Annotated in this window: 12 protein-coding genes; 7 read left to right on the top strand and 5 right to left on the bottom strand. The window is 70.8% G+C overall.

Annotation, left to right across the window (positions count from 1 at the left end; genetic code table 11):
- Window positions 1-137: 137 nt before the first annotated feature.
- The 3 genes from ABZX79_RS37400 to ABZX79_RS37410 form a co-directional block, all read right to left on the bottom strand.
- The gene (locus ABZX79_RS37400) at window positions 138-1,388 is read right to left on the bottom strand and encodes an SGNH/GDSL hydrolase family protein (protein WP_355268397.1); all 1,251 of its coding nucleotides are present in this window, start codon (window positions 1,386-1,388) and stop codon (window positions 138-140) included.
- Between the two features lie 92 nt (window positions 1,389-1,480).
- Window positions 1,481-1,939, bottom strand: a complete 459-nt coding sequence (locus ABZX79_RS37405) for a hypothetical protein (protein ID WP_355268400.1) — start codon at window positions 1,937-1,939, stop codon at window positions 1,481-1,483.
- A gap of 8 nt (window positions 1,940-1,947) precedes the next feature.
- A complete protein-coding gene (locus ABZX79_RS37410; RefSeq protein WP_355268403.1) occupies window positions 1,948-2,388 on the bottom strand; it encodes an ATP-binding protein in 441 nt (146 codons plus the stop codon).
- Between the two features lie 206 nt (window positions 2,389-2,594).
- On the opposite strand from ABZX79_RS37410, the gene ABZX79_RS37415 reads away from it, so the two are divergent.
- The 3 genes from ABZX79_RS37415 to ABZX79_RS37425 are packed head-to-tail and all read left to right on the top strand — an operon-like array spanning window position 2,595 to window position 4,568.
- Window positions 2,595-3,464, top strand: coding sequence for a helix-turn-helix transcriptional regulator (locus tag ABZX79_RS37415; RefSeq protein WP_355268406.1), 870 nt, complete (start codon window positions 2,595-2,597; stop codon window positions 3,462-3,464).
- Between the two features lies 1 nt (window position 3,465).
- A complete protein-coding gene (locus ABZX79_RS37420; protein ID WP_214971109.1) occupies window positions 3,466-3,702 on the top strand; it encodes a DUF397 domain-containing protein in 237 nt (78 codons plus the stop codon).
- 56 nt (window positions 3,703-3,758) lie between these two features.
- Complete coding sequence (locus ABZX79_RS37425) at window positions 3,759-4,568, top strand: SAM-dependent methyltransferase (RefSeq protein ID WP_355268410.1); 810 nt, start codon at window positions 3,759-3,761, stop codon at window positions 4,566-4,568.
- Between the two features lie 376 nt (window positions 4,569-4,944).
- On the opposite strand, the gene xylB is transcribed toward ABZX79_RS37425, so the two are convergent.
- Window positions 4,945-6,429 carry a xylulokinase gene (gene xylB / locus ABZX79_RS37430; protein WP_355268428.1) on the bottom strand — a complete coding sequence of 495 codons (1,485 nt, stop codon included), beginning with the start codon at window positions 6,427-6,429 and terminating at the stop codon, window positions 4,945-4,947.
- Window positions 6,430-6,538: 109 nt separating this feature from the next.
- On the opposite strand from xylB, the gene xylA reads away from it, so the two are divergent.
- The 3 genes from xylA to ABZX79_RS37445 all read left to right on the top strand — a co-directional run bounded on the left by xylA (window position 6,539) and on the right by ABZX79_RS37445 (window position 9,012).
- Window positions 6,539-7,711: a xylose isomerase gene (xylA, locus tag ABZX79_RS37435; protein ID WP_355268413.1), complete on the top strand. Its 1,173-nt coding sequence runs from the start codon at window positions 6,539-6,541 to the stop codon at window positions 7,709-7,711.
- Between the two features lie 144 nt (window positions 7,712-7,855).
- On the top strand, window positions 7,856-8,467 hold the full coding sequence (locus tag ABZX79_RS37440) for an NAD(P)H-dependent oxidoreductase (protein ID WP_355268416.1): 612 nt from the start codon (window positions 7,856-7,858) through the stop codon (window positions 8,465-8,467).
- On the top strand, window positions 8,464-9,012 hold the full coding sequence (locus tag ABZX79_RS37445) for a hypothetical protein (protein ID WP_355268419.1): 549 nt from the start codon (window positions 8,464-8,466) through the stop codon (window positions 9,010-9,012). Before ABZX79_RS37440 ends, ABZX79_RS37445 begins: the two co-directional genes overlap by 4 nt.
- A 7-nt stretch (window positions 9,013-9,019) precedes the next feature.
- On the opposite strand, the gene ABZX79_RS37450 is transcribed toward ABZX79_RS37445, so the two are convergent.
- On the bottom strand, window positions 9,020-10,225 hold the full coding sequence (locus tag ABZX79_RS37450) for an ROK family transcriptional regulator (RefSeq protein ID WP_355268422.1): 1,206 nt from the start codon (window positions 10,223-10,225) through the stop codon (window positions 9,020-9,022).
- Window positions 10,226-10,549: 324 nt separating this feature from the next.
- Here ABZX79_RS37450 and ABZX79_RS37455 point away from each other — a divergent pair, with 324 nt between their 5' ends.
- The gene (locus ABZX79_RS37455) at window positions 10,550-11,998 is read left to right on the top strand and encodes a nucleobase:cation symporter-2 family protein (RefSeq protein ID WP_355268425.1); all 1,449 of its coding nucleotides are present in this window, start codon (window positions 10,550-10,552) and stop codon (window positions 11,996-11,998) included.
- Window positions 11,999-12,139 lie beyond the last annotated feature (141 nt).

Raw genomic sequence — 12,139 nt, forward strand, 5'->3', positions numbered from 1 at the left:
GTGCTGCGGCCTCGTCGTGGGGACGGGGGGCGGGGGGGCGGGGCGGTCGCGCTGTGTACGGGGTGCGGGGGGGTGGGTTTGGGTCGTCTTCACGCCCCTCCCCCCCCCCCGCACTAACGACCGCAATCATCAGTGGCCTATCGCCTGGAGCAGCGCAGACTCTTCAGATCGACGGTGTCCGCCATCGTCCGCATCCCGAGGTCGTTGGGGTGCAGATGGTCGCCGCTGTTGTACGCCGGGAGGATGCGGGTCGGTGCGGCCGGGTCCATGACCGCCTTGTCGAAGTCGACGACCGCGTCGAACGCGCCGCTGTCGCGGATGAAGGCATTGACCTCCTGCCGTACGGCCTCTCCTGCCGGCGTCCACTCCCTCCAGCCCTCGTACGGCATGACCGTCGCCCCGACGACGCACACGCCGGCGGCGTGCGACCTGTCGACGATCTGCCGGTAGCCGGCGATCAGTTCGGCGGCTGTCGGCGCGGGAACGGCCTTGATGTCGTTGACCCCTTCGAGCAGCACCATGGTGCGCACGCCGTGCTGCGAGAGCACGTCCCGGTCGAGCCGCTTCAGTGCGCTCTCGCCGGAGCCGTCCTTGAGGACCTTGTTGCCCGAGATACCCTCGTTGGCCACACCCTTGAGGCGCGAGCCGGGGTCCGCGTCCAGTCTGCGGGCCAGGAAGTCCGGCCAGCGGCGGTTGGTGTCGCGGGTGGAGATGGCGCCGTCGGTGATCGAGTCGCCGAGCGTGGCCACGGCGCCCGTGCCGCGCCGGGCGCCCACGGTCACGGCGTCGAGGTAGAACCACGAGGTGATCTTCTGGGTGTACGGCGCGGCGGAGTCGTCGGCGGTGTGGTCGCCGACGGGTGCGATGTACGACGTCTGCAGGGCCATCTTGTGGCCGGTCGCGGCGCCGCCCGCGCTCCGTACGTACAGGCTGACGGCCAGGTCGGACTGCGGCCGTACGGTGCCGGGCAGCGGGTCGCTGTAGACCGATCCGCCGGGCGGGACGGTGACCGACGGCGATCCGGCGAAGGACAGTGGCCGGTTGCTGCCCGGCACCAGCGCGGCGCCGGTGGCCCGCAGACCGGCGTACGCGCGGCCGAAGGTCACCGGCTGGGTGCCGAAGGCGTTGGAGAGCCGGACGCGCAGCCCGCTGCCGCCCGCGCTGGTGCGCACGAGGAGCCGGTACGTGCGCTCAGGGGCGGCGCCTGCGGTGGACAGCCGGTCCGTGCTGGCGGCCCACGTGACGACGGGCGTTCTGCCGGGCTCGGCGGAGGAGGGTGGCCCCGAGGCGAGGACCGTTCCGATCGCGACGGCGACGGCGGTGACGGCGGTCAGGGCGGCGTGCAGGGCGGCGTACGGGGTGTGTCTGCGTAACGTGGGTCTGTTCATGGCGCGGAGATTCCTCCCCTGAGCTGGGCATGCCAGAACCGGCACTCAGGGAATTGACTCGCGGTCCGCCACGCGTTGTCCAGGGTGCGAAATCAGGACCCCTGACGCGGCACAGTCGACCACGCCGGAGCGGTGCCCGCGACCCGGCAGACCATCAGGTAGAGCGGAATCGGCGGCGTGTACGGCGCGCCGCCTTCCGGCGAGTGGATCAGGCGCGGACGCGTCGCGGGTACGTACGCCCCGGGGACGTAACGGGCGGGCTGCGGCCAGACGAGTCCGAGGTCCGATTCGGCCGGCACGATCCACCACCACCAGTCGGCGTCGGCGAAGACGCACCCCGGCCGGGACAGATGCGCCATCATCCGGAACCCGTGCCGCGCGGGAAGCCCGACCGCGTCACAGCCGAGCGGCGCCGACAGCCCGGGCGGTACGGGCAGACGGACCCGCCCGTTGCCCTGCACGCCGTCCGGCCCGCCGTCCTGCTCGACGCCCTGTACGCCGCTGCCTTGCCGCCGCGCGCGCGACAGTCGCCCCGCCGGCAGGCTGGTCATCACGGACCTCAGCAAGGAAGCTCCGCCCAGACGATGCGCCCGGGACCGTCCGCCGCGTCGCGCGTTCCCCAGAAGCTGCTCAGGGTGTCGACGAGCTGCAGTCCACGTCCGTGTTCCTCGTCGCCGGCCTGGCGCAGTCGCGGGCCGGTGGGACGCAGTCCCTGGTCCTTCACGGCGACGCGCAAGCGGCCGTCACTGTCGCGCAGTTCGCAGACGACCTGTTCGCTCGCGGTGTGCAGTACGGCATTGGTGAACAGTTCGGAGACGATCAGCGCGGCCGTGTCGCAGGCGTCCTCGCCGACGCCCCACTGTGCCAGCTGCTGCCTGGTCAGGCGCCTGGCAGCGGCGACGAATTCGGCTCGAGCCGGCAGATCGAACCCGTACCGCCGTATGGCCGTTCCCCGGCAGCGGTCCATCAGCTGGGGGACGAGCGCAGTGCCTGGTGCCACGAGCATTTCCTCACGGTGGGGGCAGCGCCGGACAGCTGCTTCCCCCTCGGTGGGCAGCGCGCGGCATCCGCGTGAACTGGTTCACAACCCAACTCTCCCCCTGAACGGGACACTTGGCAAGGGCCACTATGAAAATTGCAGAGTGTCGTTTCTTTGGTCGCGGCCGCGTGGCACACTGCTCGCAACAGCCCACGGGGAGGTCTGAAGTGAGTGAACCGAGGTCCGCCCCGACGGTGGGTCAGGTCGTTCTCGGGAAGCGCCTGCTGGACCTGCGCGAGAGAGCCGGCCTGAGCCGCGAACAGGCCGCGAAGGTGCTCCACGTCACGCCCGCCACCATCCGCAGGATGGAGACGGCCGAGGTCGCGCTCAAAATCCCCTACGTGCAGCTCCTGCTGCAGGCGTACGGGCACTCGGCGCACGACATCGACTCCTTCGTCGAGCTGGCCGAGGAGGCGAACAGGCCCGGCTGGTGGCAGCGGTTCCACGGCATCCTGCCCGACTGGTTCAGCATGTACGTCAGCCTGGAGGGCGCCGCGTCGCTCATCAGGGCGTACGAACCGCAATTCGTGCCGGGTCTCCTGCAGACCGAGAGCTACGCCCGCGCCATCATGCGCAGCGGAGCCATCGGCCAGACCAGCTCCGCGGCCGCCGACGCCGTCGAGCGGCATGTGGCCCTGCGCATGGAGCGCCAGAGCCTCCTCACCCGCCCCGACGCCCCGAAGTTCTGGGTCGTCATGGACGAGACGGTCCTGCGCCGGCCGGTCGGCAGCCCGGATGTGCTGGGGGAGCAGATCGACCGTCTCCTGGAGGCCGCCGAAATGCCGAATGTCACCTTGCAGGTCGTCGAGTTCGCGACGGGGCACCACCCCGGGACCTACGGCCCCTTCGTCCTCTTCCGCTTCGCCGTACCGGAACTCCCGGACATGGTCTACAGCGAGTACCTGACCGGCGCCGTCTATCTCGACGCGCGCCCCGAGGTGGCGGCCCACCTCGAGGTCATGGACCGCATGGCGGCTCAGGCCGCGACTGCACAACGCACAAAGGAGATCCTCAAAAATCTCCGCAAGGAGCTATGAGATGGACCGGATATACAACGGCATGCCAGCGAACGACCTGCCCGCGGAGGGCTGGTACAAGCCGTGGAGCGGCGGCAATGGCGGCAACTGCATCGAAGCGATGAAGCTGGCCGACGGCAGGGTCGCCGTCCGCCAGTCCGCCGACCCCGAGGGTCCCGCGCTCATCTACACCCCCGGCGAGATCGCCGCCTTCATCCGGGGAGCGAAGGCGGGCCAGGCAGATTTCCTCCTCACCTGAGTCCTCCCTTTCCCCGTTCACAGTCAACCGTTCGCCCACGACCCATGGAGCGCCGTATGACCGGGCAAGAGCACACCGCCATCGAGATTGACACGAGCAAGCCGCATCCGGCGCGCATGTACGACTGGTTCCTGGGCGGCAAGGACAACTACCCGGTCGACGAGGAGATGGCGCGCCAACTCCTCACCTTAGACTCCCGGGGGCGCGACATGGCGCGGGTGAACCGGGCGTTCATGCACCGTGCGACGCGCTGGCTCGCCGAGAACGGCGTACGACAGTTCCTCGACATCGGTACGGGCATACCGACCGAGCCGAACCTTCACCAGATCGCTCAGCAGACCGCTCCCGACGCGCGCATCGTGTACTGCGACAACGACCCGATCGTGCTCGCCCACGCGGAGGCGCTGCTGCGCTCCACGCCGGAGGGTGCGACCGAGTACATCCAGGCGGACGCGCGCGAACCCGACGTCATCCTGGAGCGGGCCGGCAAGACGCTCGACTTCACGAAGCCGGTCGCGCTGTCGCTCGTCGCCCTTCTCCACTTCGTGGGCGACGAGGACGGGGCGCAAGCGCTGGTGAACCGGTTGATGGACCGGCTGGCGTCCGGCAGTTACCTCGTCCTGTCGCATGTCACCGGGGACTTCGACCCGGAGGGGGCTGCGAAGGCGTCCGCGCTGTACTCGGCGAAGGGGCTCACGCTGCGCCCGCGCTCGCGCGAGGAGTTCGCCGAGTTCTTCACCGGCTTCGAGCTTGTCGACCCCGGGGTCTCGCTGGCCGCCGAGTGGCGGCCGGAGCTAGGCGAGGTGGTCCCGGTCGCGGGCGACGACCCGATCCCGGGCTACACGGGCGTGGCCCGCAAGGCCTGAACCGGGCTGTGCCCCTGCGGGGCTTTCCCCGACCCGCCCCATCCCGCTGTCACATTTGGCGGCTCCGCCGCGTGAGGGGCGCTGCCCCAGACCCCGCTCCTCAAACGACGGAGGGGCCGGAAGGTGCCGTGCGGCGCGCAAATGTGCCGTTGCGCGGGAATGTGCCCGCTGGGCGGGAATGTGTCGTCTGAGCGGGATGTTGCGCGCTCGGCCAGCGATATCCAGCCCGTCCGGCGTTTGAGGACACGCCCGTAGGGCGTCTGTGCTGTCGGGGGGCTGGGGGCTGGGGGCTTGCCCCCCACGCGGCGGCAGCCGCAAAGTGTCACAGCGGGAAGGGGCGGGGTGGGGAACAAGCCGCCCGCAGGGCCCGCCCGCCCTAGCCGGGGGATCCGGTGCCCGTGACGCCGTCCAGGACCGCCGTGACCCGGCCCCAAGCCGCCAAGTCGCGCTCCATCGGCGGGACTTCCACGGCGCCCTCACAGTCGCCCCAGCCGACCGCCACCGCCACCCCGTCCCGCCCACTCGCCGCCCCCGCAGCCAGCGCCGCCGCCCCCAGTGCGACCAGCTCGCCCGCCTCGGGGATCAGCAGCGGCCGCCCCGAGAGGCGGCGTACCGTCTCCACCCACGTACGCCCCCGCGCCCCGCCCCCGACCAGCCGCAGCGGACGCGACGCGACCGCGGGGTCGGCCGGATCCAGGCCGCACGCGAGCAGCACCTCGTCGAGGGCCCGCAGCACCGTCACCGCCGCGCCCTCGTACGCCGCGCCCAGGACTTGCTGCGCAGTGGTGTCGTGGCGCAGGCCGGTCAGGAGGCCGGAGGCGGCGGGCAGGTCGGGGGTGCGTTCCCCGTCGAGGTACGGGAGGAGGACCGCCTCGCCGCCCGGCGCGGCGTCGTCGCGGTCCAGGCCCAGCAGGGCCGCGACCTTGTCGACTGCCAGCGTGCAGTTCAGGGTGCAGGCGAGCGGCAGATACGTACCGTCCGCGGCGGCGAAGCCTGCCAGCGCGGCGGACGACGCCGGCCGCGTGCGCGTCGCCGCGAAAACCGTGCCCGAGGTGCCCAGGCTGAGCACCGGGTGGTCCAGCAGCCCCGCGCCGCCCAGCCCGAGGCCCACCGCCGCGGCCATGTTGTCGCCCGTACCCGCCGCGACAGCGATCCCGGCGGGCAGGCCGAGCCGCGCGGCCGCCACCCGCGTGAGGGAGCCGATGCGGGTGGCGCCGGTCGGGGCGACGGGCGGCAGCAGTCCCTCGTCCAGGCCGACCAGGCTGAGGAGTTCGGCGTCGTACGCGCCGGTGGCGGTGGAGTACCAGCAGGTGCCCGACGCGTCGCCCGGGTCGGTCGCGGCCACCCCGGCCAGCCGCTCGGTGAGGAAGTCGTGGGGGAGGCGCACGGCGGCGGCCGACTCGGCGGCGTACGGCTCGTTCTCGCGCAGCCACTGCCACTTGGCGGCCGTCATGGAGGCGACAGGGACCGATCCGGTACGCGCCGTCCACGCGGCCGGGCCGCCAAGTGCCCCGGTGAGGGCGGCGGCCTGCGGGGCCGAACGGGTGTCGTTCCACAGCAGGGCGGGGCGCAGCGGCCGTCCGGCGCCGTCGAGGACGACCAGGCCGTGCTGCTGCCCCGCGACCGCGATGCCGACGACGGCGGAGGCCCGTACGCCCGACTCGCGCAGCCCCGCCGCGACGGCTTCCCCCAGCGCCTGCCACCACACCTCGGGGTCACTCTCCCGCGCACCCGACTCGCCCGTGACCCGGTGCGGCGCGCGCCCCACGGCCAGCAGCCGGCCGGTCGTGGCGTCGACGAACGCCGCCTTCGTGGACTGCGTGGAACTGTCCACACCGATGACGACCGTGCTCGGCGGCATGGGCGGCATGGGGATTCCTCATTTCCTCGGCGTCGTGCCTTCTGTGGAACAGATTGGTCGTGCAGTATTAGTCATGTCAACAAACAAATCCCGATGGAGGCCGGTCAACATGTCGGAGCGCTTCACCCCCACCCCCGACGACAAGTTCACTTTCGGTCTGTGGACCGTCGGCTGGCAGGGCGTCGATCCCTTCGGTACGGCGACCCGCCCGGCCCTCGACCCGGTCGAGTCCGTCCAGCGCCTGGCCGAGCTGGGCGCGCACGGTGTCACCTTCCACGACGACGACCTCATCCCCTTCGGCTCCTCGGACTCCGAGCGCGAGGCGTGCGTCAAGCGGTTCCGCCAGGCGCTGGACGCCACCGGTATGAAGGTGCCGATGGCCACCACCAACCTCTTCACCCACCCGGTCTTCAAGGACGGCGCGTTCACCGCCAACGACCGGGACGTACGCCGCTACGCCCTGCGCAAGACGGTCCGCAACATCGACCTCGCCGTCGAACTCGGAGCCACCACCTACGTCGCCTGGGGCGGCCGTGAGGGCGCCGAGTCCGGCGCCGCGAAGGACGTGCGCGTAGCACTCGACCGTATGAAGGAAGCCTTCGACCTCCTCGGCGAGTACGTCACCGAACAGGGCTACGACCTGCGCTTCGCCATCGAACCGAAGCCCAACGAGCCGCGCGGCGACATCCTGCTCCCCACCATCGGCCACGCGCTCGCCTTCATCGAGCGCCTGGAACGCCCCGAACTGGTCGGTGTGAACCCCGAGACCGGTCACGAGCAGATGGCCGGGCTCAACTTCCCGCACGGCATCGCGCAGGCCCTGTGGGCGGGCAAGCTCTTCCACATCGACCTCAACGGCCAGACCGGCATCAAGTACGACCAGGACTTCCGCTTCGGCGCCGGCGACCTGCGTCAGGCCTTCTGGCTCGTCGACCTGCTGGAGACCGCCGGCTACGAAGGTCCCCGGCACTTCGACTTCAAGCCCGTACGCACGGACGGTATGGACGGGGTGTGGGCCTCCGCCGCGGGCTGCATGCGCAACTACCTGATCCTCAAGGAGCGCGCCGCGGCCTTCCGCGCCGACCCGGCGGTCCAGGACGCCCTGCGCGCCTCCCGGCTCGACGACCTTGCCCGCCCGACCGCCGACGACGGCCTCGCGGCGCTGCTCGCTGACCGGGGCTCGTACGAGGAGTTCGACGTTACGGCGGCCGCCGAGCGGAGCATGGCCTTCGAGGTGCTGGACCAACTGGCGCTGGACTACCTGCTGGGCGTACGCCGCTAGGGCACCTGACGGGTCGGATCAGCGATCGGAATATCCGTGGGGCATGGGGGAGTTGGAAGCGAGTAACTCACCGACTCCCCCGGGGCAGCGGTCGCCGTCACGCCTCTCGGCGGCCGCGCCCGGGGGTCCGAGACCGGAGCAGACATGACCACCGAAACGCCCCGTGCCACGGACCGCTCGTTCCTCTTCGTCCTCGGCAGCTCCCGGCCCGACGGCAACACCGAGCTCCTCGCGCGGGCCGCCGCCGAGCAGTTGCCCGCCGGTGTCCCGCAGCGCTGGGTGGACCTCACGCAGCTGCCGTTGCCCGACTTCGAGGACGGACGGCACGAGACCGACGGTCGGCAGGCCGGGGAGAACGAGGAGACGCTGCGGCAGGCCACTCTGGCGGCCACCGACATCGTCATTGCCTCACCCCTGTACTGGTACACCGTCTCCGCGCAGACCAAGCGCTATCTCGACTACTGGTCGGGCTGGCTCTCGGTGCCCGGCTCGGACTTCAAGGAGCGGATGGCGGGCCGGACCCTGTGGGGCGTGACGGTCATGGCGGACGACGACGAGGTCGTCGGCGACGGGCTGGTGACCACTCTCAATCACACGGCGGCGTACCTGCGGATGGGATTCGGCGGGGTGCTGTTCGGCAACGGTTCCCGGCCCGGTCAGGTGCGGAACGACGAGCGGGCGATGATCCGCGCCAAGACGTTCTTCCAGCGCGAGACCCCGCCGGCCCGGCTCCCGTACGACGAGGGAACTGTGTGAGCCGACCGCTGTTGTTCCTCGACGTGGACGGACCGCTCAATCCGTACGCGGCCAAGCCGGAGAGGCGGCCCGCCGGCTACCTCACCCTCCGAGTGCCGCTCGACAACCGGGACGCGGCGGAGCCGGGAGGGCTGCGGGCTCGCTGGAGGCCCCTGCGGGTGTGGCTCAACCCCGAGCACGGACCGGCACTGCTCGCTCTCGACTACGAGCTGTGCTGGGCCACTACCTGGATGGGCGACGCGAACAGGTGGATCGGTCCGGCGCTCGGCCTGCCGGAACTGCCGTTCGTCGACTTCGGTGATGCCTTGTTCGCGGAGCGCCCGGACGGGGTTCACTGGAAGACGGAGCCGCTGGTGGCGTACGCCAAGGGCCGGCCCTTCGCCTGGGTCGACGACGACCAGAGCGACATCGACCACGCGCATGTGGCCGTCGGCCACAACGCCCCCGCCCTGCTCCACCACGTCAATCCACGGATCGGACTGCGTACGCCCGACTTCGCGGCCCTGGCGGACTTCGCCTCCTCCCAGGGTGTTACGTCCGGGTGAGGACCGCCTACGCGTACGCCACCGGGTCCGCCAGTACGTCCCGTACGACCAGTGCCGCCGCGCCGCGAGCCGCGTCCCCTGTGAGGGACGAGGCGCGCAGCCGACCGCTGCCGGCCGGCCACAGGCCGGACACCACCCGGCGGCTCAGCTCCCGGTCGGCGGGTGGCGACAGCCACGGCATCAGTGTCCGGTAGATCCCACCGAGGACCACCGTGTCCGGATCGAGGAGGTTCACCGCGCCGGACAGTACGAGCCCCAGCTTCGCGCCCGCCTGCCGAATCGCCGCGACGGCCTGCGCGTCGTCGGCGCGCGCCCGGGATTCGAGCTGCGCCATTCCCGGCAGCCCGGCGTTCTCGTCGATGCCCGCCGCCCGCAGCACCGCCCGCTGGCCGGCGTACTGCTCCAGGCAGCCCCGTGATCCGCAGCGGCACCCGGGCCCGTCCGGATCGACCACCACATGCCCGATCTCGCCGGCGAAACCGTGCGCGCCGCGCAGCAGTTCACCGCCCAGGACGAGCGCGCCGCCGACGCCGATCTCGCCGCTCAGGTAGAGGAACGTACGCTCCCGGCCGAGGTCGCCGAACCACAGCTCGGCCAGCGCGGCGAGATTCGCCTCGTTGTCCGAACCGACCGGCAGCCGTTCCGTCAGTGCGTGCGCGAAGATGTCCTGCGCCGCGACCCCGTTCCACCCCAGGTTGGGCGCCTGGCGGACCGTACCGCCGGACACCAGACCGGGCAGCGCCAGCTGTACGCCGACGGGCCGCAGGTCGAGTTCGGCCGCCGACTCCAGGGCCCGCGACGCGATCTGGGCGGCGCGCGCCAGGACTTCGGTGGGCCGGTCGCCGCGGTTGTCGGTGTGCTCGGTGAGCCGTACCCGGTCGTCGCCCGACAGGTCCGTCACGCATACCGACACGTAGTCGACGTTGACCTCTACGCCCAGTCCCGCCACGCCCGTACGCGCCACTTTCAGGACGGTGCCGGGCCGCCCCGCCTGCCCGCTGAACGTCTTCCCCGACTCGGTGACGAATCCGCTCTCCAGCAACTGCTCGACCAGCGAGGAGACGGCGGCCCGCGTCAGTCCCACCCGGGCCGCGACCCCGGCGCGCGTCGCTTCACCCCCGTCGTGGACGGCGCGCAGCACCAGGCTCAGATTGTGCCTGCGTACGGTGTCCTTGTCGGCCTTGGGTTCCAGGCGCGCGGGGTTGCTTTTCATGGCACCGAGAGCCTAAGCGACGTCGTTCGCCGGCCGGCCGCCCGGCTCTGGCGCCGGTTACTCGCGAGGAACGACAAGGTTGCTCTAAGGTGAGCGCTCCGATCGACACCGCCTGCGGATCCCATGAGTGAACCGGGCTTTGGTGTGTCAATCGAAGGAAGTCCTGTCAATCCAGGACGCAATGTGTAGTGCAGGGCGACGTGTTGTCGGCAACTCCGCCAGACGTCGGCTTCCGTACGAGCCGATCCGCCCTCCCTCCTGCCATCCAGGACTCGACGGCGGCGGTCTTCTCTCATTCACCTACCTCGCGAAGGCAAGGCAGAGATGGCACGAGTCTCCCGACAGTCCACCCGCCAGTCAGCACGGCAGTCCGCCCGGCAGCAGGTGCATCCGGTCGACCATTTGCTCCCCCTCCCCAAGCTCACCCTCTACGGCTTCCAGCACGTCCTCGCGTTCTACGCGGCAGCGGTGATCGTCCCGATCCTCCTCGGAAACGCCCTGGGCCTGTCCGAGGAAGAGCTCGTCTACCTGATCAACGCCGACCTGCTGACCTGCGGTATCGCCTCGATCATCCAGGCCCTGGGCATCTGGAAGATCGGCGCCAGGCTGCCTCTGGTCCAGGGCGTCACGTTCACCGCCGTATCACCCATGATCGCCATCGGCCTCGGTGCGGGCGGCGGGACCGCCGGACTGCTCGTCGTCTACGGCGCGGTCATCACGGCGGGCATAGCGACGTTCCTCTTCGCGCCGTTCTTCAGCAAGCTGGTGAAGTACTTCCCGCCCATCGTCATCGGCACGATCCTCACCATCATCGGCCTCACGCTGATCCCGGTGGGCCTGCAGGACGCGGCCGGCGGCTCCCAGCTGATCGGCCAGCCCGAGTACGGCGATCCGGTGAACCTCGCGTACGCGCTGGGCACGCTCCTGTTCATCCTGGCCCTGGTCCGGGTCGGCAAGCCGTTCCTGAGCAGCCTCGCCGTACTCCTTGGTCTCGTCCTCGGCACCACCGTCGCCTGGTTCTTCGGCGATGCGCACTTCGGCGCGGTGACTCAGGCCGACTGGTTCGGGGTCAGTACGCCGTTCCACTACGGCATGCCGAAGTTCGAGCTCCTTCCGATCATCGCGATGACCGTCGTCATGCTGATCACGATGGTGGAGACCACCGGCGACGTCTACGCCATCGGGGAGATCACCCGGAAGAAGGTCGACGGCGACACCGTCGCCAGGGCACTGCGTGCCGACGGCGTCGCGACCGTTCTCGGGGGCGTTCTGAACTCGTTCCCGTACGTGGCGTTCGCCGAGAACATCGGCCTGGTACGGATGTCCAAAGTCATGAGCCGGTACGTCGTGGTCGCGGCCGGCGTCTTCATGATCATCCTGGGTCTGCTGCCGAAGGCGGGCAGCCTGGTCGCCGCGATCCCCCACCCCGTGCTCGGGGGTGCGGCAATCTCGATGTTCGGGATGGTCGCCGCCGTCGGCATCCAGATCCTGGGGAAGGTGGACCTGCGCGAGGAGCGCAACGCGCTGATTCTCGCCGTCAGCCTCGGCGCCGCCCTGCTGCCCACCACGGTCCCGACGTTCTTCGACCGGCTGCCGGACGACGTACAGGCGGTCCTCGACAGCGGAATCACGCTGGGCGGCCTCACCGCCATCACGCTGAACCTGTTCTTCAACGTCTTCACGCGCCGTCAGGCGATGGAGATCGACTGGGACGACATGGAGGAGACCGACGGCCCGGCGGAGCCCTACCTCGGCGCCGCCGCCGGACGCTGAGCCGCGCCATCGGTTGTGGGGGGGGGGGGGGGGGGGCCCCCCCCCCCCCCCCCCAACCCCCGGAGCCCGGCGCGCGTGAAGGGGCCGCCCCCGGTTAAGGGGGGGCGGCGGCCCCCCCACCGCGCACCGCACCCAAAAGTG

Origin of the sequence: Streptomyces sp. NPDC002994 (assembly GCF_040611155.1) — a bacterium.
GTDB lineage: Bacteria > Actinomycetota > Actinomycetes > Streptomycetales > Streptomycetaceae > Streptomyces.

Coding starts and splice junctions, on each gene's coding strand:
- ABZX79_RS37400 (WP_355268397.1), bottom strand. CDS start 1,388: ATGAACAGACCCACGTTACGCAGACACACCCCGTACGCCGCCCTGCAC.
- ABZX79_RS37405 (WP_355268400.1), bottom strand. CDS start 1,939: ATGACCAGCCTGCCGGCGGGGCGACTGTCGCGCGCGCGGCGGCAAGGC.
- ABZX79_RS37420 (WP_214971109.1), top strand. CDS start 3,466: ATGGACCGGATATACAACGGCATGCCAGCGAACGACCTGCCCGCGGAG.
- ABZX79_RS37425 (WP_355268410.1), top strand. CDS start 3,759: ATGACCGGGCAAGAGCACACCGCCATCGAGATTGACACGAGCAAGCCG.
- xylB (WP_355268428.1), bottom strand. CDS start 6,429: ATGCCGCCGAGCACGGTCGTCATCGGTGTGGACAGTTCCACGCAGTCC.
- xylA (WP_355268413.1), top strand. CDS start 6,539: ATGTCGGAGCGCTTCACCCCCACCCCCGACGACAAGTTCACTTTCGGT.
- ABZX79_RS37440 (WP_355268416.1), top strand. CDS start 7,856: ATGACCACCGAAACGCCCCGTGCCACGGACCGCTCGTTCCTCTTCGTC.
- ABZX79_RS37450 (WP_355268422.1), bottom strand. CDS start 10,225: ATGAAAAGCAACCCCGCGCGCCTGGAACCCAAGGCCGACAAGGACACC.
- ABZX79_RS37455 (WP_355268425.1), top strand. CDS start 10,550: ATGGCACGAGTCTCCCGACAGTCCACCCGCCAGTCAGCACGGCAGTCC.